The sequence below is a fragment of the Variovorax sp. SRS16 genome (assembly GCF_901827165.1).
Lineage (GTDB): Bacteria > Pseudomonadota > Gammaproteobacteria > Burkholderiales > Burkholderiaceae_C > Variovorax.
In genome coordinates, this window is record NZ_LR594668.1 from 285,047 (window position 1) to 305,574 (window position 20,528).

At 65.0% G+C, this 20,528-nt stretch carries 18 protein-coding genes and 5 pseudogenes; 10 read left to right on the top strand and 13 right to left on the bottom strand.

Annotated elements, in window-relative coordinates:
• Complete coding sequence (locus E5P2_RS33545) at positions 1 to 1,224, bottom strand: ABC transporter substrate-binding protein (RefSeq protein ID WP_162571391.1); 1,224 nt, start codon at positions 1,222 to 1,224, stop codon at positions 1 to 3.
• Positions 1,225 to 1,335: 111 nt separating this feature from the next.
• Here E5P2_RS33545 and E5P2_RS33550 point away from each other — a divergent pair, with 111 nt between their 5' ends.
• Both E5P2_RS33550 and E5P2_RS33555 read left to right on the top strand, forming a co-directional pair.
• Positions 1,336 to 1,482, top strand: a complete 147-nt coding sequence (locus E5P2_RS33550; protein WP_162571392.1) for a hypothetical protein — start codon at positions 1,336 to 1,338, stop codon at positions 1,480 to 1,482.
• A gap of 45 nt (positions 1,483 to 1,527) precedes the next feature.
• Positions 1,528 to 2,521 (top strand): annotated as a pseudogene (locus E5P2_RS33555) (acyl-CoA dehydrogenase family protein).
• Positions 2,522 to 2,618: 97 nt separating this feature from the next.
• Here the strand turns inward: E5P2_RS33555 and E5P2_RS33560 are convergent.
• From E5P2_RS33560 to E5P2_RS33575, 4 genes and pseudogenes are all read right to left on the bottom strand, one after another.
• Positions 2,619 to 2,878 (bottom strand): annotated as a pseudogene (locus tag E5P2_RS33560) (hypothetical protein); the annotation flags it as partial.
• Positions 2,879 to 2,945: 67 nt separating this feature from the next.
• Positions 2,946 to 3,062: pseudogene (locus E5P2_RS33565) on the bottom strand (IS6 family transposase); the annotation flags it as partial.
• A gap of 96 nt (positions 3,063 to 3,158) precedes the next feature.
• Complete coding sequence (locus E5P2_RS33570) at positions 3,159 to 3,797, bottom strand: zeta toxin family protein (protein ID WP_162571393.1); 639 nt, start codon at positions 3,795 to 3,797, stop codon at positions 3,159 to 3,161.
• The gene (locus E5P2_RS33575) at positions 3,797 to 4,165 is read right to left on the bottom strand and encodes a hypothetical protein (protein ID WP_162571394.1); all 369 of its coding nucleotides are present in this window, start codon (positions 4,163 to 4,165) and stop codon (positions 3,797 to 3,799) included. Before E5P2_RS33575 ends, E5P2_RS33570 begins: the two co-directional genes overlap by 1 nt.
• Before the next feature lie 424 nt (positions 4,166 to 4,589).
• Between E5P2_RS33575 and E5P2_RS33580 the strand changes: the two are divergent.
• Positions 4,590 to 4,865 (top strand): annotated as a pseudogene (locus tag E5P2_RS33580) (transposase); the annotation flags it as partial.
• A 160-nt stretch (positions 4,866 to 5,025) separates the two neighbouring features.
• On the opposite strand, the gene E5P2_RS33585 reads toward E5P2_RS33580, so the two are convergent.
• The 4 genes and pseudogenes from E5P2_RS33585 to E5P2_RS33600 all read right to left on the bottom strand — a co-directional run bounded on the left by E5P2_RS33585 (position 5,026) and on the right by E5P2_RS33600 (position 8,346).
• Positions 5,026 to 5,871 carry an MBL fold metallo-hydrolase gene (locus E5P2_RS33585; RefSeq protein ID WP_162571395.1) on the bottom strand — a complete coding sequence of 282 codons (846 nt, stop codon included), beginning with the start codon at positions 5,869 to 5,871 and terminating at the stop codon, positions 5,026 to 5,028.
• An 8-nt stretch (positions 5,872 to 5,879) separates the two neighbouring features.
• Positions 5,880 to 6,866, bottom strand: coding sequence for a Bug family tripartite tricarboxylate transporter substrate binding protein (locus E5P2_RS33590; RefSeq protein ID WP_162571396.1), 987 nt, complete (start codon positions 6,864 to 6,866; stop codon positions 5,880 to 5,882).
• A gap of 13 nt (positions 6,867 to 6,879) precedes the next feature.
• Positions 6,880 to 7,278 (bottom strand): annotated as a pseudogene (locus E5P2_RS33595) (acetylornithine deacetylase); the annotation flags it as partial.
• 318 nt (positions 7,279 to 7,596) lie between these two features.
• A complete protein-coding gene (locus tag E5P2_RS33600; RefSeq protein ID WP_162571398.1) occupies positions 7,597 to 8,346 on the bottom strand; it encodes an IclR family transcriptional regulator in 750 nt (249 codons plus the stop codon).
• 129 nt (positions 8,347 to 8,475) lie between these two features.
• Here E5P2_RS33600 and E5P2_RS33605 point away from each other — a divergent pair, with 129 nt between their 5' ends.
• The 6 genes from E5P2_RS33605 (at position 8,476) to E5P2_RS33630 (ending at position 14,795) form a co-directional block, all read left to right on the top strand.
• On the top strand, positions 8,476 to 9,438 hold the full coding sequence (locus E5P2_RS33605) for a Bug family tripartite tricarboxylate transporter substrate binding protein (RefSeq protein ID WP_162571399.1): 963 nt from the start codon (positions 8,476 to 8,478) through the stop codon (positions 9,436 to 9,438).
• Between the two features lie 48 nt (positions 9,439 to 9,486).
• Positions 9,487 to 10,164, top strand: a complete 678-nt coding sequence (locus E5P2_RS33610; protein ID WP_162571400.1) for an RraA family protein — start codon at positions 9,487 to 9,489, stop codon at positions 10,162 to 10,164.
• A gap of 58 nt (positions 10,165 to 10,222) precedes the next feature.
• On the top strand, positions 10,223 to 11,254 hold the full coding sequence (locus E5P2_RS33615; RefSeq protein ID WP_162571401.1) for an amidohydrolase family protein: 1,032 nt from the start codon (positions 10,223 to 10,225) through the stop codon (positions 11,252 to 11,254).
• A gap of 51 nt (positions 11,255 to 11,305) precedes the next feature.
• Entirely contained in the window at positions 11,306 to 12,139 is an 834-nt protein-coding gene (locus E5P2_RS33620; protein WP_162571402.1) for an amidohydrolase family protein, read from the top strand.
• A complete protein-coding gene (locus E5P2_RS33625) occupies positions 12,136 to 13,116 on the top strand; it encodes a Bug family tripartite tricarboxylate transporter substrate binding protein (RefSeq protein WP_162571403.1) in 981 nt (326 codons plus the stop codon). Before E5P2_RS33620 ends, E5P2_RS33625 begins: the two co-directional genes overlap by 4 nt.
• Before the next feature lie 587 nt (positions 13,117 to 13,703).
• Positions 13,704 to 14,795, top strand: a complete 1,092-nt coding sequence (locus E5P2_RS33630) for an IS110 family transposase (RefSeq protein ID WP_332107578.1) — start codon at positions 13,704 to 13,706, stop codon at positions 14,793 to 14,795.
• Between the two features lie 219 nt (positions 14,796 to 15,014).
• Here the strand turns inward: E5P2_RS33630 and E5P2_RS33635 are convergent, their stop codons facing one another.
• The 4 genes from E5P2_RS33635 to E5P2_RS33650 are packed head-to-tail and all read right to left on the bottom strand — an operon-like array spanning position 15,015 to position 18,812.
• Positions 15,015 to 15,896, bottom strand: coding sequence for a TauD/TfdA dioxygenase family protein (locus tag E5P2_RS33635; RefSeq protein WP_232080978.1), 882 nt, complete (start codon positions 15,894 to 15,896; stop codon positions 15,015 to 15,017).
• A 39-nt stretch (positions 15,897 to 15,935) separates the two neighbouring features.
• Positions 15,936 to 16,835 (bottom strand): hypothetical protein, encoded by a 900-nt coding sequence (locus E5P2_RS33640; RefSeq protein WP_162571405.1) that lies wholly within the window; start codon positions 16,833 to 16,835, stop codon positions 15,936 to 15,938.
• A 19-nt stretch (positions 16,836 to 16,854) separates the two neighbouring features.
• Positions 16,855 to 17,880, bottom strand: a complete 1,026-nt coding sequence (locus tag E5P2_RS33645) for a Bug family tripartite tricarboxylate transporter substrate binding protein (RefSeq protein WP_162571406.1) — start codon at positions 17,878 to 17,880, stop codon at positions 16,855 to 16,857.
• Positions 17,881 to 17,900: 20 nt separating this feature from the next.
• A complete protein-coding gene (locus E5P2_RS33650; RefSeq protein ID WP_162571407.1) occupies positions 17,901 to 18,812 on the bottom strand; it encodes an SMP-30/gluconolactonase/LRE family protein in 912 nt (303 codons plus the stop codon).
• A 173-nt stretch (positions 18,813 to 18,985) separates the two neighbouring features.
• On the opposite strand from E5P2_RS33650, the gene E5P2_RS33655 reads away from it, so the two are divergent.
• A complete protein-coding gene (locus E5P2_RS33655; protein ID WP_162571408.1) occupies positions 18,986 to 20,524 on the top strand; it encodes a class I adenylate-forming enzyme family protein in 1,539 nt (512 codons plus the stop codon).
• The last annotated feature ends 4 nt before the right edge of the window (positions 20,525 to 20,528 follow it).

Sequence of the window (20,528 nt, forward strand, 5' to 3'; positions counted from 1 at the left end):
TCACTTCCAGAGCGCGCACTTGGTCTCGGACTTCTTGATGAAAGCCTCGTCGCCGGGAATCGTCTTGATGGTCTTGTAGTAGTCCCACGGGTACTTCGATTCGGCCGGCGTCTTCACCTGGCGCAGGTACATGTCGTAGACCATGCGGCCGTCGGCGCGGATCATGCCGTTCCTGGTGTACATGTCGCTGATCTTCGTCGACTTGAGCGTCGCCATCACCTTGTCGCCGTCGTCGGTACCGGCGGCCTTCACCGCCTTCAGGTAGGTGGTGACGGCCGAGTAGTCGGCGGCCTGCATCGAGCTCGGCATCTTCTTCATCTTCTCGAAGTAGCGCTTGGCCCAGGCGCGCGAGGCCTCGTCCTGGTCCCAGTACCAGCCGTCGGTCAGGTACATGCCCTGGGTCAGCTTCAGGCCCAGCGCGTGGATCTCGGTGATGTGGGTCAGGATGGCCGCGAGGCTCATCGTCTTGTTGATACCGAACTCGTTGGCCACCTTGACCGCATTGATCAGGTCGTCGCCGCTGGTGGCGAGGCCGAGGATCTTGGCCTTCGACGCCTGGGCCTGCAGCAGCAGCGCCGAGAAGTTCGGCGTCGTGCCCACCGGATGCTTGACGCTGCCCAGCACGCGGCCGCCCTTGGCCTTGATGACGTCCGAGGCGTCCTTCTCGAGCGAGGTGCCGAAGGCGTAGTCGGCGGTGAGGAAGAACCAGTCCTTGCCGCCCGCCTCGACGATGGCGCCGGCCGTGCCGCGCGCGACCGATACCGTGTCGTAGGCATAGGCCACGTTGTAGGGCGTGCATTCCTCGTTGGTCAGCCGCGCGGTGGCCGCGGTGATGGCGAACATCGGCTTCTTCTTCTCGGCCGAGAGCTTGGCCAGCGCGAGCGCCGCGCCGGAGTTGGCGCCGATCACCAGCATGTCGAGCCCGTCGCGGTCGAACCATTCGCGCGCCTTCGCCGATGCGACGTCGACCTTGTTGAGGTGATCCGCATAGACGAACTCGACCTTCTTGCCGTTGATCGGACCGAAATCCTGCACGGCCATCTTGATCGCTTCGACGCCGCCCTGGCCGTCGTTGTCCGAGTAGACGCCCGAGATGTCGGTGAGGAAGCCGATCTTGATGACGTCGCCGGAGATCTGGGCCGACGCGGGCGCCGTGATGCCCAGTGCGATGGCGGCGCAGGCGGCGACGGCCGCGCGCTTCGAGTGGCTCGGTATCTTGGACATGAGTCTCCTTTTTATGATTTCTGTGCGGCACGAATGATAGCGCTAACCTGTTTCGCGTCAAGCGCGCTCGCCGGAATGTAGGCAAGCAGATCCTGCTTCGGGTATCTGCGCGTGCTGGTCATGCTCAAGCGCGAGGGCTGGTCGTTGGGCAAGAAGCGGGTCTATCGGCGATATCGGCCGGAAGGCCTGCAGCTTCGCATGAAGGCCAAACGCCGCAAGCGCATCAGCCTGCAGCGCGGTCGACCGGTGCCGGCCTAGACTGCCGCTCTCCCTCACATCCAGCCTCGAAATGAAAGTGCACGCGTGATCAAGGTTCTAGAAGGCATCCGGGTCCTGGAACTCGGGCAGGTACTGGCGGGCCCTTTCGCCGGTTCGATCTTTGCCGGCCTCCGCGCCGAAGTCATCAAGGTGGAGCGCACCGATGGCGGCGACGATGCACGCCGCATGGGCCAGGCCTTCCACGAGGGTGACGCGCTGATCTTCCAGGTCTTCAACGCAGGCAAGCAATCGGTGGCCCTGGACCTGAAGAGCGCGGCGGGCCGCGCAGGACTGGAGCGCCTCCTGGCCGACGCGGACATCCGCACGCGTGCCGTGCGCGATGGCGACGACTTCATCATCAACGGCCACAAGCACTACATCAGCGCCTCCACGTTCGCCGATGTGGCCATCACCATCTGCGTCACCAACCCCGACGACGGCGCGCGCGGCATCTCCGCCTTGTTCATCGATCTGCGCGCGCCGGGCGTGCGGCTCGACTTCGACTGCGTGCCCATGACAGGCCAGTTCGTCGATGCCGACATCCATTTCGACAACGTGCGCGTACCCGTGGCCAACCTGATCGGCACCGAGGGAGAAGGCCTGCGCATTGCGATGGACCGCATCAACGTGAACCGCCTGCTCCACCATGATCGGGCTCGCCCGCCAGGCGTTGCGGCACTCGATCGACTATGCGCAGCACCGGGAGCAGTTCGGTGGCCCTATCGCCCGCTTCCAGGCGATCCAGCATATGTTGGCCGACATGGCGACCGCGCTCTATGCCTGCGAGCAGATGGTGCTGGCGACGGCGGCGAACGCCGATGGCGGCGAGGACATCCGCACCGAGGCGTCGATGTGCAAGCTGTTCGTCTCCGAGCGCTGCTTCGAGATCGCCGACAAGGCGGTGCAGATTCACGGCAATGTCGGGGTCACGCGCAACCATCCGGTCGAGTTCATCTTCCGCCGCCTGCGCATGTACCGCATTGTCACGGGCACGAGCGAGATCCAGCGCAACACGGTGGCCAAGGGGATTCTCCTATAGACCCCTGACTCGCATGGAGTTGTCATCCATATCCGCCGACTCACCTTCGGGTACTGAATGAAGTCCTGACCACGGGGCGGCGTACGGTGACTTAGTCTTCGAGCGGCATTGGCGAGATCGCGCCGATGTCATGGCCCGCGAAGGTCACGGCCAGCGCCTCGCGCTTGAGCCGCTTGCCGTGGCAGGTGGGGCAAATGCTGCCGACCATGAAGCTGCCATGCGCTTCTTCATCAGCGCACTCTGCGTGGTGGCGAAGATGTGCAGCACGTATTTGCGCGCGCCCATAAAGGTGCCCTGGTAGCTCGGCTCCATCTTGCTGCGCAATGCGGCGCGGGTCTCGGCCGGCGTGAAGCCGGCTCAGTACGCCCGCCATTCGACGCGTCGCAGGACGCCGATTCCGCTTAGGCTTGCGGGGCAAATCGAGTCTGCCGCGGGTTTTCAAGTAGGTCTCGTCGACGCGCCATGAGCGACCGACCTGACGAGCGAATCGATTCCAGCGCTTCTCGAACTCGGGCACGTAGCGCTGCACCCAGCGCATGATGGGCGATGCACGCAGGTTCACCTTGGGCCATATCGGGCGGAGGCGTGCCGCGGCCGGACCGCAGGCGTATCGCGCAGCATCGAGCCGTGCGAAAGCTCAGCCCGCGCCGCCCTGGCGCCCCAGCGCCATGGCCATGACGGGCTTGGCCCACTGCGGCACCTGGTCGAGCGCGATGTGCGAGACGATGCGCCCGTCTTCCATGTGCAGCAGCAGCAGCGGCTGTGGCCGCTGCCCGGCCTTCGGATCGCCTTCCGCGCTGTTGTCGTAGACGCGCAGGCTCGCCAGATGCGGCAGCAGCCGGATCAGGTTGGCGCGGCTAGTCTCGTAGCGCTCGCGGATCTTCGCTTCGGGAATGTCGTGACCGCCGGTGGCCACCCGCGCTTGGACGCGCTGCAGATGCAGCTCCAGCGACGACAGCCCGGCATACCAGAGATGGACCTGCGCCCCCTCGCGTGCGCCGTCGAGCAGCATCTGGGAAATTGTCCTGGCGCCCAGCGTCGTCTCGAAAGCGAAGTTCAGACCCTGCGCCAGAGCCCGCTCGAGCCCCTTGCGGCCGAACTCCCAGGCCTGGGCATTGGCCGCCTCGGCCGACAGTCCCGGGTTGGCCTCCAGCAGCGCGCGGGCGGCCAGGTCGGGGTTGAAGTAATCCACCTTCTTCTGCAGCAGCGCGGCGCCGCCCACGCTGCTCTTGCCGGCGCCGTTGACGCCGGCCAGCAGGAAGATCCGCGCCGGCATCAGCGGCGTGCCGCCGGCACCGCCTGGGCAACAGCCGCCTCACCGAGTTCGGCAGGATTCAAGGCGAAGGCGGCCACCATAGCCTGTGCAGCCGCCTCGCCCTGCATGTGCGCGAACATGTCGTCAAAGCGATGCGTGAGGGCTTCCAGGTTCGGCTCCGACGCCTGTTCCAGCTTCAGGTAGCGCTCCACCGACATCAGCACCATCGACGGCTGCTCATGCCGCGTGATCACTACTGCGCCTCGTGCCATCACCGTACTGGTCACCTTCTGCATGCCCGAGGCCAGCTTAGTGGCGGAAAACGACGGCAGGTCGCGCGTCAAGCGCTCGATCTCGGCGGGTAGGACAGAGGAAGTGGAGGCGGCCATCGCAGATCCTTAAATTAAGGGTTTTGGCCATTTTACCCATTTTCCCCTCCTGCCGCTGTACCCTCCCCCGACCGATCAGGTCGAACGCTCCGCGCCCGCCAGTCCGCAGCACGACGGCGGCCCCTGATGGACGACAACCAGGACGCGGCCTAGACCCTGGCTACGTTGATGGATGCATTGGGCTCGCTTCGACGATGCGCCACGACGGTCCTTCCGCAAGCGATCAAGCAGCTGGCGTCGTCGATGCGGCCGAATATGACTTCAACGTCCGGACCATCAACGGAAAAGCTCCTTGATGTAGACGAACTCGAACCGGGCTGCTCGCTGTAGCGAGGTTTCAGCCCTGCGCTCAGGAAAACACTATGGGCTGCTGCCGGTTTCAAAGACATCTTGTTAAGGTGTGAAATGAAACCGGAGGCGGTTCATCGGAACGAGAAGGCAGTTCAGCCGAGAGTTTGAAGCAATCAAGCTGGTAAAGGAACGGGGTGCGGCGGTGGCGCAAGCTGCCCGTGACCTTGATGCACGAGAACGTGCTGCGCAAATGGGTACGTGAGGCAACAGCGGACCCGCAGCAGGCGTTCCCTGGTTAGGGCGTGATGAAGCCCGAGCAGGCTGAGCTAGAGCGTTTGAGGAAGGAGAACGCCAAGCTGCGCATGGAGCGTGACCTGTTGAAAAAAGCGGTGGCCTACTTCGCCAAGGAGTCTCGAGCTTTCACTTTCTGCAAAGGGCTTTGAACGGGCCGTCGACTTTGCGAGACCGGGCCGTCCAGCCCGTGAGCCTCGTAGCGTCGAACCCACTTGCGAGCGTCAGGCGCGAGATGCCGCAGCATCTACACACCCGATGTATGTGAATCGCACACATTAGACGTGGTATTCGTCCAGATCGATGGAGAGATGCACCGGGCCCGAGTAGTCAAGGCGCACGTCGGCTTCGATTTCCGCGAGTTCCGCCTGGGTGGGACGCTTGAAATGCGTCAGCACAAGCCGCTTCACCTCGGCGTTCGCGGCGATCTTTCCCGCGGTATCCGAGCATGCGAGCGTGTATTGGGCCACGCCTTTCATGTGCGCGCTTTTCAAGGATGACGCAGCCATATAGCAACACTGCAGATGCAGGTCCGAGTTCCGTGCTGCGCGAACAAGTTCCTCGCACATCACGGCGTCGCCACTGTAAGAAAAAACCTTGCCTTCGGCCTCGACACGAAAGGCCAGGCAAACCCAGCGCTGCCGAAACAGCTCGCCGAACGGGAGCTTGTGGCCATGCTCAACTTCTTCGCATCGCGCTCGCCAACCCTCGCCCTCGATGACCTCTCCTCCCCTGATTTCGGTCACGTCAGCACCGACGAAAGGGCCGAATGCGCTTTCTCCTTCTGTTCGAAATCCGATGTCACGGTCGTAGACCGCCTTGATGAGGATGTCGATGATTGCGGCGGTTCCAGGAGGGCCGTAGACCTTCAGCGGCATCCTTCGCCCTTCGATCCAGCTCGTGATGAGGTAGTTGGCGAACTCCCCGATATGGTCGACATGCAGATGCGAAATGAAAAGCGGCCCGAGCGTCGCGAGCGGAAGCGCCTTCTGGGCGATTCGCTGTATCGCGCCGCGACCGATGTCGAATATCAGATATTGATCGCCGACTTCCAGCACATGGCAGGACGAGTTGCGCTCAGGGTCGAGCCGCGGTCCCCCAGTTCCCAGAGTCATCAGCTTCATTCTGGCCTTCACTCGATCGAGATGTTCGCGCGTTGGATCGTATCCCGGTATTTGTCGTGCTCGGATTTCACGAAGGTTGCGAATCCGCTCGTGTCCTGCAGCATCGGGACGCCCCCGATGTCCATGATGCGCTGCTTCATCTTGGGATCGGCCAACACAGCGCTGACCTCCCTGTTCAGCGTTTCGACCACCGTAGAGGGCGTACCGATCGGCGCGAAGAGTCCGTTCCAGGCGGTGATCTCGAAACCGGGAACTCCGGCCTTGGCAATGGGCGGCACCGTGCTCAGGTCGGGCAGGGACTCCGCCGTCGTGACCCCAAGCGCCTTCAGGCGCCCGGACTTGATGTGGCTGAGCGACGAAATGACCGTGTCGAATGCGACGTCCACACGCCCGGCAATGACGTCGGTGATCATCGGCCCGCTGCCCTTGTAAGGCACATGCGTCAGCGTGGTCTGCGACATCCGCTGGAAGATCTCCGCCGCAAGATGGGGGGCCGTGCCGCTTCCGGGCGAGGCATAGGTCACCTGGCCAGGGCTTTGTCGAGCGATGCGGATCAAATCCTCGACCGACCGAATGTTGGGTCGTGAGGTGACGAGCACCAGAGGGAGCCCCGCCAGGGGCGCAATCGGCTTGAGTTCGCGCTGCGCGCTGAACGACAGGTTCCGGTAGAGGCTCTCGTTGATCGCGTTGGTGGAAATGGTCCCGAGCAGCAAGGTGTAGCCATCGGCGGGCGACTTGGCCACGAGTTCGGCGCCGATGTTGCCGCCGGCTCCCGCGCGGTTGTCCATGATCACCGGCTGCTTGATCCGCTTCGAGAGCTCTGCGCCGACCACTCGCGCGATGGCGTCGGTCGCGCCTCCGGGCGGGAACGGCACCACGATCTTGATGGATCGAGAAGGGTAGGGAGCGTCCTCCGCGCCCGCTGCTCCTGCCGCGGACGCACAGACGATCCCCGACAGGAGGACAAGAGCACAAGCCAGAAAATTGGACGCCATGGGGATTCTCCATCTAGAAAGGTTGATCAGGTTGCGGGGGACGGGCCAGGCACGGCCCCAGTCGCGCCAACATCGCATCGCAGCGAGAGAGCTGTTCCCGGGTGATGAATTCGTCCGGCCTGTGACCCTGATCCATGCTGCCCGGCCCGCAGATGACTGCCGGGATGCCTGCGCGCTCGTACAGGCCGCCTTCCGATCCGAAGGCGACGGTCCCGAAATCCTTCGACTGGCTCAATTGCGCGAGAAAGCGCGCCGCATCGCTGTCGAGGGACGTGGCGAGAGCCGGATAGCTCGTCAGTCTCTCGAGCAGGATGCCGGTTCCTGCATCCACCGCCCGCATACGCGGCTCGAGGTGCGCCGTCGCGTGGTTGCGCAATTCGTCCATCACCGTGGCGGGTTCGAAACCAGGCAGCGGTCCTGCAACTTCTGGTGCTCGCCGTGGCGATGCCCTGGTTCGCCTTGATGGGCGGCTACATCAGCGCACTTCGTGAGGAACTCAAGAGCGCCCTGCACACTGTCGAGGAGCGCGAGCGTAGGAGACCGGGGGCGGAAGGATCCAAGCGCACTACGGCCCCGAAGCGTGCAGCTCTGCAGGCCAGCATCTGCAGCGGTCGAACGTTCGGAGCGTGCATTGCAATGCCAGCGCCGCGCTCGCGGCAAGCGCCCGCCGGCGCTGCGGCAAGGGAGAGCGGAGCGACCGCGGAGTGACGGTACGCACGAGAGTGCCGCGCTATGGATGCCAACTTGAACGAGCCACCTCCAGACGTCGTGCGACGGCGTCGTCGTCATAGCTGAGCGCGGCAGACAGCGCTTCGGCAGCGCGCTTGAGTCGCGGCGCAAACTGGGTGAGCTCGTCGTCGACATGCGCGCCAGCCGGCGCGCCGATGCACAGGGCGCCGACCACGCGCCAGCGGTTGCCGAAGACGGGCACCGCAATGCTTGCCGACTTGCTCTTGGCTTCCGCCACGGTCACGTGGTAGCCGCGCGAACGGATCTCGTCGTAGAGCACACCCTGCCTGCCCATCGCGGCCAGCATGACCTTGCCTGCGGCACCCAGGTCCAGCGGCATCGATTCGCCGACGCGCGCCGCGTTGTGCTGCGCGTTCGGGCACATGACCTTCACCAATCGAACGCGCCGGTTGCCCTCCTGCACGAAGAAGGAAGCATCCTTGCCGGTCTCGTCCGACAGCTTGCGCAATGCGGGCTCGATGTTCGCTCGGATGTCGAAGGACACCTGATAGCGAGCACCCAGGGATGCGGTGGCCGGTCCCAGCCGCCATTGCGCGTTCTCGTTGTTCTGCACGACGAATCCGTTGGCCGCCAACGTCTTGAGCAAACGCAACGCAGTGGCCTTGGGCAATTGCACGCGGCGTGCGATGTCGCTCAGCCCGAGGTGTGGCTCTTCGATCGTGAAGACACCGAGGATCGCCAGCGTCCGCGCGGCGGATGTCACGAGCGTGGGTTCAGGGTTTGTACCCATTTTTGACCCTTCATCGGTTCACGTGATGGACCGCGATTGTAGGAGACCCGCTGCGGTCCTACGCTCGGGTCCATGGAAGGCCATCACGTCGATGCGCCTTCAGGACTCCACAAGGAAACGAGGCAACACATGTATCGACGCATCGCCACACTCGCTATCGCGGCTGCCGCCATCGGCGCGCTGATGCCCGCTTTCTCCGCCGAGGACTATCCGGCCAAACCGATCCGCATCGTCGTGCCTTACAGCGCGGGCGGCGGTGTCGACAACATCACGCGCGTGGTCGCGACGCAGCTGGGCGCGAGGCTGAAGCAGTCGGTGATCGTCGACAACCGTCCTGGCGCGAATGCGAACATCGGCGCCGACTACGTCGCGAAGGCACCTGCCGACGGCTACACGCTGTTGATGGGCGCGACCTTCCTGGCCTTCAACCGGGCGACGATGAAGACGATCCCCTACGACGCATCCAAGGACTTGATTCCCGTGGCGCGCACCGGCAAGGCGCCCTTCGTGCTGGTGGTGCCCGCCACGTCGCCCTTCAAGACCGTGGCGGAACTGGTGGCCTACATGAAAGCCAATCCCGACCAGGCGTCCTATGGTGCCGTCGGCGCCGGCTCGCCGACCAACCTGATCTTTCCGAAGAACACCGGCACCGATCCCGTCCAGATTCTCTACAAGGGCGGCGCCACGGCCTTGCCCGACCTGATCGCCGGCCGCCTCACTTACATGATCCAGACCACGAGCGAGGTGCTGCCGCACATCGGCACAGGGAAGCTGCGCGCCCTGGCGGTGACCGGCACGGTGCGATTCAAGCATCTGCCCGATGTCCCGACCATGAAGGAGGCGGGTGTCGGCGGACTCGAAGGGACGGGATGGTGGGGACTCTTCGTGCCGGCGAAGACGCCGGCCGCAATCGTCGATCGCCTGTCGGAGGAAACACAGCGGGTGATGAAGCAGCCCGAAGTGATCGCCGCGCTCGACAAGCTCGGCATCGAATCGGCGCCGCAGCCCGCCGCCGAGTTCCAGCCCTTCTTTCAAAGCGAGTTGAAGAGCTACGTCGAAGTCGCCCGGCAGTTCAATCTGACGACCGAGTAGCGCCCGCGCTTCCTTCCCTCTCATCGTTTCAGCACCCCAGGAGCATCCATGCAAGCAGGTTTTCAGGTTCTCAAGCGCCGCAGCGCCGTCGCCAGCGAGTGGATCCACAAGTTCGCCTCGATCCCGGTGGCCAACATCAGCGATTCGATGTCACGCCTCAATGCGGGTGGCGCAAGACTTCGCCCGATGCATGCGGGCGGCGTGCTGTGCGGGCCGGCGGTCACGGTGAAGACCTGCCCCGGCGACAACCTGATGACCCACATGGCGCTGAACCTTGCAGTGGCCGGCGATGTGATCGTGGTGGATGCGGGCGGCGAGCTGACCAACGCGATCGTCGGCGAGCGCATGCTGGCCTACTGCATTGCCAAGAAGTTTGCCGGCATCGTCATCCACGGCGCGGTTCGCGACTATGGCTGGATCCGGCAGCACGACTTCCCGGTGTATGCCTGCGGCGTCACGCACCAGGGGCCCTACAAGAACGGTCCCGGCGAGATCAACACACCCATCTCCATCGGCGGCATGGTGGTCGCGCCCGGCGACCTGATGGTGGGCGACGAGGACGGCCTCCTCTGCATCCCTCAGGATTCGGTCCCCGCCGTCTATCCCAAGGCTGCAGCCAAGTTCAAGCACGAGAGCGAGACCTTCGCCGCGATCGGCAAAGGCGACAACGACGAAGCGGGATACCGGGCCAAGCTGATCAAGCTCGGATGCTTTTTCGAGGAATGAGCATTCCGATCCGAATGACCGACGCGTTCCATCCATCCACATTTTCGACCTCGACATCATGATCATCGATTGCCACGGCCACTACACCACCGCGCCCGCAGCACTGAAAGACTACCGGGCGCGCCAGACTGCCGCCTTCGAAGCCGGGCAGGTGCTGACGCCGGACTTCCACATCAGCGATGACGAGATCCGCGAGTCGCTGGAAAAGAACCAGCTGCGCATCCAGCGCGAACGCGGCGTCGACATGACCTTGTTCTCTCCCATCGCGGGCGCCATGGCGCATCACGTGGGGGACGCCACGACGAGTCGGCATTGGACCGAGGCCTGCAACGATCTGGTTCATCGTGCCACCGAGATGTTTCCCGACCAACTGGTGCCCGTCTGCCAACTGCCGCAGTCGCCCGGCGTGAGCCCGGCCAATTGCGTCGACGAACTCACCCGCTGCGTGGAAGAACTGGGCTTCGTGGGTTGCAACGTCAACCCGGATCCGACCGACGGCTTCTGGACCGACCCGCCGATGACCCAGCGCTACTGGTACCCGCTGTTCGAGAAGATGGTGGAACTTGACGTTCCTGCCATGGTGCACGTGAGCTGCTCCTGCAATCTCAACTTCCACCACACCGGCGCGCACTATCTCAACGGCGACACCACCGCCTTCATGCAGTTCCTGCTGTCGGACATCTTCAAGGACTTCCCGACCTTGCGTTTCGTGATTCCCCACGGCGGCGGCGCCGTGCCCTACCACTGGGGCCGCTATCGGGGACTGGCGCAGCAACTCAAGCGTCCCCCGCTCGAGGAGATGATGCGCAATGTGTTCTTCGACACCTGCGTGTACCACCGGCCGGGCGTCGAGTTGCTGCTGGAAGTCGTGCCGCCGGACAACGTGCTCTTCGCATCGGAGATCGTGGGTGCCGTGAAGGGCATCGACCCCCGCACCGGCCACCACTACGACGACACCAAGCGCTACATCGACGCGGTTGAATGGCTTCAGCCCGATCACCGCGCCAAGGTGCTGGGCGGCAATGCGCTGCGCGTCTATCCGCGGCTTGCCCAGCATCTTCAGGCGCGCAATGCCGTGGCCGCGGCCTGACAGAACGCAAGACACACCCGATGATCTGATCGCTCAAGCACGGCATCGTCCATGAACACACTGCCCGCCAATGCATGCGACTGCCACATGCATGTCTTCGATCCGAAGTACCCTTTCGCGCCGGGCACCAGGCCGGTCCCGCCTGCATCGGTGGCGCAGTACCGGGAAGTGCAGGCAAGGCTGGGCACCACGCGCACGGTCGTCGTTGCACCCTCTTCCTACGGACTGGACAACCGCTGCACGCTGGATGCACTGAAGGCACTCGGCCCGCAGGCGCGAGCCGTCGTGGCACTGTCCACCGAGGTCACGCGCGAAGAGCTCGACGGCCTGCACGCAGCCGGTGTTCGTGGCGTGCGCATCAATCTGGCCCGCGGTGACGCCACGCCGTTCGACACGCTTGGACCCTTGGCACGTCGCATCGAGCCGCTCGGATGGCATGTGCAGCTGATGCTGACTCCGGCGCAACTGGCGCTCCACCGCGCCGAACTGCTCGAGCTCGGCGTGCGCCTGGTGATCGATCACATGGCACGCATACCGCAGGACGGCGGCACGGCAAGTCCTGCCTATTCGGCGCTGAGGCGACTGCTCGATGCCGGCAATACGTGGGTCAAGTTGTCCCTTGCGTCGTCGGCTCAGCTGATTGGCACCGCGCAGGAAGATGCGCTTCACGCCGTCGGCCGTGACCTCGTCCGCGCGTGTGCAGATCGACTGCTGTGGGGCAGCGATTGGCCGCACGTGCTTTCCACGCTCGAAGGCCAGCCGCAACCCAGCGACGAGCAATTGCTGGCGCTGTTCCTGGAATGGGCCACCACCGAACGCGACCGGCAGTCGATCCTGGTCGACACCCCCGCCAGCCTTTACGACTTCCCAACCCTCTCCCCATGAACACCCTGCTCTTTCTTCGCGCCACGGCCCTGCTCGCAGCGGCCGCGATCGCAGCGCCCGCTTTCGCACAAGATGCGTACCCTGCGAAGCCGATCGTGTACGTGGTGCCCAACGCGCCCGGAGGCTCGGGCGACGTCATCGCACGCACCCTGTCGGGGCTTCTCTCGCGCGACCTCGGCGTTCCGGTCGTGATCGAGAACAAGGCGGGCGCGACGGGCGTGATCGGCGCGCAGTTCGTGGCGCGGTCGAAGCCCGATGGCTACACGCTGCTGGTGAGTTCGACGGGACCGATGGCGGTCGTGCCTGGTCTTCGTTCCGATCTGCCGTACGACGCCAACGACGCCTTCCTGCCGGTGATCAAGATCGCCGAATCCCATACCGTCCTCGTGGTGCCCGCCGCGAAGCCATGGCACTCCGTCAAGGAGATCGTCCAGGCCGCCAAGGCGGCGCCCGGCACGATGAGCTTCGCATCCGGCGGCAATGGCACGGTGCTCCACCTCCAGGGCGAGCTCTTCAAGCTGAAGACCAGCATCGACATGGTCCACGTGCCCTACAAGGGCGATGCACCGGCCGTGACCGATCTTCTGGCGGGTCAGGTTTCGATGATGTTCGTACCGACCCAGTCCGTCGCGCCGCAAGTGCAGGCGGGCTTGCTTCGCGTCATCGCCACCACTTCGTCGAAGCGACTTCCAAGCATGCCGGACGTGCCGACGATGGCCGAAGCGGGCGTGCCCGACTTCGCGGGCGATGCGTGGTTCGGCGCCTACGTACCTGCAAAGACGCCCGCTTCCGTTGTCGTTCGATTGAATGCGGCATTCAACAAGATCCTGAAGGATCCGACCGTGATCGATCGACTGCAAAAGCTCGGGCTCACGGTCGCGGGCGGCGACGCCGCGTCCCTGATGACAGCCCAGCGTGCCGACATGAAGAGGTGGGCGGAGGTCATCAAGGCGGCAAATGTCCATATGAGCGAGTGAGCTTGCGCTCCTGAGGCGTGTTCGAACTTGTAGCCGCCAATCAGCATCGATCGCGCGCCACGTTCCCTCCTGGCTTGGCCTCGATACTTGCGAAGGGCGCCAGCTCCCGCTCGAGTCTTCGCCTACAGGGTGGCGCAGGGCGACAAAGGTTGGACCGTCACGTCGCTGAAGACCTCGGAGTCCGTCTACTCGGGGCCCGGCCCAGTCGAGTGATCCTGTCCACCTGCGCTGTTCCGATTTCAGTCAGCCGTCGGCGGCACCATCAAATTGTGCGATCCGTCTCCTCAACTCCTTTCTGGCCTCGCAGCCTGGACCGCCGGCCATACTGCCCGCCGCATCCGCGGAGATGACAGAAGAACTCCAACGCGAGACCTGCGCCGGCGTGAAACGGGCCGGCGCGCCAGCAGCAGGCGGGGCGCGCGAGTCCAGAACAAAACTTGCCAAGGCTGCGGCTATAGCGGCTAAATAGACATCATGGTCGCTCGTGCGTCGGCAGCGGCTCGTCTCCGGGTATCGTGGATCGGCGTTCACAGCGCGCGTGCCACATGCGGCGGGCTGGCCAGCCGCAAACCGTATGGAGACGAGCCATGAACGAGGGTATCAACTTCTTTGTCGGCCTGGACGTGCATAAGGACAGCATTGCAGTTGCGGTCTGTGAGTCTGGCCGAGAGCCAAGTCGGTTCGTGGGCACGCTCAGCGCCGACGCCCAAGGCGTGATCAAGACGCTGCGCAAATACGGGGCCCCGAAGGATGTCAGCGTGGTCTATGAGGCCGGCCCGACCGGATACGGCCTGCACCGGGCTCTGAGCGAGCGCGGCTATCACTGCGAGATCATCGCGCCTTCGCTGATTCCGCACCGCGCCGGCGAGCGCATCAAGACGGATCGACGCGATTGCGTTCGGCTGGCCGAGCTCTCTTGGGCGGGTGAACTCAAGGCGATTTGGGTGCCAGACGAAGCACACGAAGCCATGCGCAATCTCTGGCGGGCCCGCGAGGATGCGCTTGGCCAGCGCCTGCGAGCGCGCCAGCAACTCAAGTCGTTCCTGATGCGCATGGACCGTCGCTTCACGGGCAAGACGAGTTGGACCAGGGCGCACCACCATTGGCTCGCCGACCAACGTTTCAATCACGTCGCAGAGCAGATCGCCCTGACGGAGTACCTGCTTGCTGAGCAGCTTGCCGGCGAACGCGTAGTGCGACTGACGACCGCATTACAGCAGGCAACGCAGGACTGGCGCTTCGGTGGTGTGGTGGCTGCTCTGAGAGCACTGCGAGGCATTGACACTGTCAGCGCCATTGGCCTCGTGTGCGAGATCGGCGACATCGGCCGGTTCGCCAGTGCGCGTCAGCTCATGGGGTACCTAGGCTTAGTTCCATCGGAGCGCTCGAGCGGCGCCAGCCTGCGCCGCGGCTCGATCACCAAGACTGGCAATTCACACGCTCGCCGGCTGCTGACCGAGGCGGCGTGGAACTACCGATTCCCCGCGCATATGAGCAAAGAACTCCAAGCTCGCAGTGAGGCACTCGCGCCGGACATGGGACCGCAATCTACCAAGCCATCATGCGTTCGTCACGCTTCTGCCGCGCACGCTCCTAGCCGAATTCAAATGTCGCAAAGTCGCTCGACCCAGGTTCTGGGCTTGCGAAAGAGCGCCTCGGCCGCCTTCACATCGCGATGAGAGTCCTGGCGCAAGGCAACTGTCTTGCGTTCTCGATCGACAGCCCGCTGGAGGCAGTCCGCTCGCCTCGGGTCTTCATATACGTCTCGCCGAAGCGCCAAGATCGAATCGAACGGCATTGCGAGCGAAGCGATTCCAACGTTTCTCGAACTCCGCCACGAAGCGTTGCACCCAACCAGTCCAAAGGCCGTCAGCCTATCGCATGCATCGGCCGGTCCATCAGGCCACAGGCTCGGGCAACTCCTCTGCGACGGTGGTGCGACGGAGTTCACGCACGTATTTCGTCTCGTCGAAGGGCATGGCGCGATGCATGGTGCAGCGGTTGTCCCACATCAGCAGATCCCCTGGGCGCCAAACGTGCGCATGCACGAACTCTGGCCGAGTGGCAAAGGCCATCAGCTCCTCCAATAGCTGGCGGCTTTCGTCGTCAGGCAGGCCGACGATGCGCTCGGCATGCGAGGCGAGGTAGAGCCCGGAACGACCGGAGCCCGGATGGACGCGCACCAACGGCTGAACGCACGGCACGAAACTTCTGCGTTCGGCTTCGTCCAGCGGTGGCGAGCCGGGAATGAGGCTGCGCGAGAAGGCCAGCGAGTGCTGCACCTGCAGCGTGCGAAGCACCTGCTGCTTCTGCGGCGACAGGGCATCCCAGGCCGCACGCATGTCGGCAAACTCGGTGTTGCCTCCTTGCTCCGGGAGTCTTTTCGCGCACAGGAATGTGTACTTCCCCGAAGGCTTGCGGAACGAACTGTCGGTGTGCCAGAGCTTGGTCGTCAGCGCGTAGAGGCGGCGAGGATGATCGACGCCCAGGGGAAAGCCGTGTTCGTCCACATTGGAGATGTCGCTGAGTTCTTCCCTTTGCAAGCGTCGCTCGAAGTTCCGGCGCTGCAAGGTAATGGACCGCTGAGGCTGTCCAAAGTAGCTGGAAAAGAGCAACTGCTGCTCGTCGTCAATCGCCTGGTCTCGGAACACCAGCACGCCGTGCGTGTCGATGGCCGCCGTCACGGCCGATTGCATGGCCTCACTGAGATCCTGGCGCAGATCCAATCCCACCACTTCGGCGAAGAAATGCGGATGTATGCGATTGACTTGAAATGGCATGTGCATGTCGCTGCGTTCTCTCTGTGGGGGCCTCGGCGATCAGGGGGTCCAGGCGAAGCCGGGATTCCTCAGTTGGTAGTAGAGCGCGCCATCCTGCAGCACCAGCGACTTCATCATGCCCGCGCCGCGGTTGTGATGGGAGTGCATCGCACGCGCGGGCGTGACCATCAGGCCGAAGGGAATCCAGTCGATGCGCTCGCCAGCCACCATGGAGTACACGCCCTCGCTCTCGATGGCCAGCGTGAGCGCCGCGGCGTTGTGCAGGTGCGGGCGCTGGTCGCCGCCGGGCTCGAGCGTGTTCACCGCGGCCGTCATCGTCGGCAGAATGGATTTCATGCGCGCCATCGGCGTCGTCGCGAAGATGACCGACTTGCCTGCCGTCCGTTGCGGCCCGGTGCGCGCGTGCACGACGCCCAGCGATTCGTCGATCTTCGCGGACTTGAACAGCGCAGGCGCGACGACCTGGTTGTCGGCCGCCACCGGAGCCCGCGTGCCGCCATAGCAGATCTCGGGCTCGTTGGTGACGCAGAACAGTACGCTGTCCGCGCGGGCTTCGTGTTGCGTGGCGCTTGCGCCGGGCAGCACGAACAGGTCGCCCGCCGCCCACTCGATGCACGCCTCGCCGGCCTGCGTCGCTCCCTCGCCGCGGATCACGTAGAACACCTCGCCCGTGGCGTCGAACGCATGCGAGATCGAGTCCCCGCCGCGCAGCACCACATAACGCGCCAGCATGGCCGGCGTGGTGGCCGGCCAGCCCAGACCCAACGTGGACGACAGGTCCATCGCGATCAGGCCGGTCGGCGCGTCGCGATCGAGCGCCCTGCGCTGCTCGTCGGCGAAGAGGCAGGGCGGCACCTCTGCCAGCCCGCGGTCGAAGGCGCCTTCGGGCACATGGAAGATCGCGTCGCGCTCGGCCGGGTTCAACGTTGCCACAGACATGTCGGGTTCCTTGAAGGGTTCAGTTCTCGAACTTGATCGCGGCCTTCTCGACCACCCCGCTCCAGCGCTTGAAGTCCGTATCCAGCCGGGCCTGGAACTGCTCGGGCGTGCCGGACATGCCCATCGTCACGCCGGCCGCGCTCAGGCGCTGGATCACTTCGGGTTCGAGCGAGGCTTGCACGATGGCCTTGGCGACGGCATCCACATAGGGCTTGGAGGTTCCAGCCTTCATGAACACGCCGAACCAGGACGTCAGATCCAGGCCCGGATAGCCCAGCTCGCCGGTGGTCGGCACGTCGGGGAACAGGTCGCTGCGGTGCTCGCCAGCAATGGCGAGCACCTTGGCCTTGCCCGACTTCTGCAGCGTGGACAGGCCCACGATGCCCGAGCATGCGTACTGGATGTCGCCGCTGATCAGCGCCTGGGTGAACTCGGCCGTGCCCTTGTAAGGGATGTGCACGGTCTGCATGCCGGCCATCTGGTTGAGCATCTCGCCGCCCAGATGGGTCAGGCTGCCGATGCCGTCGGAGCCGAAGTTGAGCTTGCCGGGGTTCGCCTTGGCGGCAGCGATCAGTTCCTTGAAGCTGCCGATGTTGGCCTTGGTGCTGGAGGCGAAGGCGAGCGCGCTGCCGCCCATCAGGCTGACCGGCACCACATCCTTGCGCGCGTCGTACGGCAACGCTTGCTTGCGATAGGCGCTGATGACCGGGAACACGACCTGCGTCGACAGCGTGCCGAAATAGATGGCATGCCCGTCGGCCGGAATCTGCAGGAACTGCTGCATGGCGGGCACGCCCTGCGCCCCCGGCTTGTTCTCCACGATCACCGGCGTGCCGAGGATCGTCGACAGCTTCTCGGCATACACGCGGCCCGTGAGATCGGTCGGCCCGCCGGGCGGGTAAGGCACGATGAAACGGATCGGCTTGGTGAAGTGGGCCTGCTGTGCCGACGCCGGCGCGTGGGCGATCAGGCCCGCAGCCAGCGCGAGCGCAGCGAGGCTTGCAAGCCCGGCGCGGCGCGAGAGGTTCGTCGCGGATTTCTTCATGGTGTCTCCTGGTAGTTGATTCAGTGGGCCAGCGCGAGGCCCGCGCGCGGCCAGTCGAGCGCCACCAGCTCGCCGTTGCCCGAGAGCGTCACGTAGGCCGTGCGCCGATCGGGACCGCCGAAGCAGATGTTGGTCACGTAGGTCTCGCCGTCGATCGGCACGTGTTCCACCCGCTGCCCTTGCGGCGACACGACGGTGATGCCGGCCTTGATGATGGTGGCGATGCAGACATTGCCGCCGGCCTCGACCGCCAGCGAATCGAAGCGCATGTACTCGGACGCGGCATGCAGCAGGCGCCCGCCGTTGGGCGATGCCGGCCAGGGCATCGGCGCGATCTCGCCGGGCGCCTCGATGGCCCAGGCCCACAGCCGCGCGGTGTCGGTCTCGGCGACATACAGGGTCTTGCCGTCGGGCGCGAGGCCGATGCCGTTGGGCGTGACGAGCGGAAACACGACCTCGCGGATCAGGCTGCCGTCGGCGCGCGCGTAGTAGACGCCGCCGCGGTCGGTGTCGCGCTCCCGCACCTTGCCGTGGTCGGTGAACCAGAAGCCGCCGTGGTGGTCGAAGACGAGATCGTTCGGTCCCTTGAGCCGCACGCCGTTGCAGCTGTCGTAGAGCGTGGTGCACGCGCCGGTTTTCAGATCGACACGCTGGATCGATCCGCTGACGTACGAAGGCGCGGTGCCGTGCGGCAGCAGCCAGCGGCCGCGCGGCATCCAGTTCAACCCGCCGTTGTTGCACACGTAGAGCGCGCCATCGGGACCCAGCGCCGCGCCGTTCGGCCCGCCGCCGGTTTCGGCGTAGGTACGGCGCACGCCCTTCACATCGATGCCGGTGATCACGCCGCCGCCGACTTCCACGCACAGCACGCTGCCGTCGTCCAGCACGACGGGCCCTTCGGGGAACCTCAACTTGTCCAGCACTGTCTGCACGAAAACCTCCGGGCCGCGCGCACGGCGGCACGCTTCAGTCTCGCAAAAGTTTAGGCCGCGCAGACGACATTCGACGGCACGCGCTGCGTTCAACACGTATGTGCTGAATTGCCGTTCGCAGGGCAAACGTCATTGCGTGTCGGGCCCGTGCCGCCTCAGAGTGGCATCACTTCATGCTGACCCTCAAGACCGTCATCGAGCGCAACGAGCGCTGGTACCCCGACGTCCAGGCCTACGTGCAGGACGAACGCGTCCTCACCCATCGCCAGTACGCGCAGCGCGTGCGCAAGCTCGCCGCAGCGCTTGCCGCCACAGGCCTCGCGCGCAACGGCCGCGTCGCCGTGCTCTCGATGAACTCGATCGCGTACTGCGAGATCTACGGCGCCTGCGAATGGGCCGGCTTCATGGCCGTCACGCTGAATTTCCGGCTCGCCGCGCCCGAGATCGCATGGATCCTCGCCGACAGCACGCCCGCGGTGCTGTTCTTCGAGGCGTCCTTCGCGCCGATGGTGGCGACGCTTCGTCTTGCGCTGCCCGCCATGCGCTGCGTCTGCATCGGCGAGGCCACGGCATGGGCCGAGGACTACGAGGCGCTGCTGGCCGGCGGCGACGAGGCAGGCCCGCCTTTCGGGCCGGCGCCGGACGACTACGCCTCGCTCATCTACACCAGCGGCACCACGGGCCGGCCCAAGGGCGTGCTGTCGACGCAAGCCACCGTGCTGGCCACGGCCGAAATGCTGGCGCAGGAGATGGACATGGCGGCGCACAGCCGCTCGCTGCTGATCACGCCGCTGTTCCATGTGGGCGCCAGGAACGTGCGGGCGGCGCAGGCCTGGCGCTACGGCACCTGCGTGATCGAGCGCGGCTTCGATGCATCGCGCCTGGCCGGCCTCGTGCAGCGCGAGCGCATCAACACCATGTTCCTCGTCGCGGCCCAGCTGCAGATGCTGCTGGACCAGCCCGACATCGACAGCCACGACCTGGGCAGCCTCGTCACCGTCGGCATGGCCGGCGCGCCGATCCCCGTGCCGCTGCTGGAGCGCGCCATCGCGCGCATGGGCCGCGCCATCATGGTCCAGTACGGCATGACCGAGGGGCAGATCGCCAGCCTCTATCGCCACGAGCTGCGACCGCGCGGCACGCCCGAGGAGATCCGGCGCATCGGCTCGGTCGGCCACTCGGTGCCGCACGGCCAGCTGCGCGTGGTGGACGAGCGCGGCGCCGATTGCGCACCGGGCCTGCCCGGCGAGGTCTGGTTCCGCAACGCATCGGTGATGGACGGCTACTGGAACAACACCGCGGCCACGCTGGAGGCGCTCACCTGCGGCTGGATGCGCACCGGCGACATCGGCGTGCTCGACGATGCGGGCTATCTCTTCCTGATCGATCGCAAGAAGGACGTGATCCTCTCGGGCGGCGAGAACATCTACAGCCGCGAGGTGGAGGAAGCCTTGCACCGCCACTCGGACGTGACCGAGTCGGCGGTGATCGGCATCCCCGACGTGCGCTGGGGCGAAGCGGTGAAGGCCTACGTGGTGCGCAAGGCCGGTGCGACCGTCAGTGCCGCCGAGTTGATGGAATTCGCGGCCACGCAGATCGCGCGCTACAAATGCCCGAAGCAACTGGTCTTTGTCGACGAGCTGCCGCGCCTGGCGACCGGCAAGGTGAGCAAGGTGGCGCTGCGCGAAGCCCACCGCGCCGAAGGCCGCTGAGCTT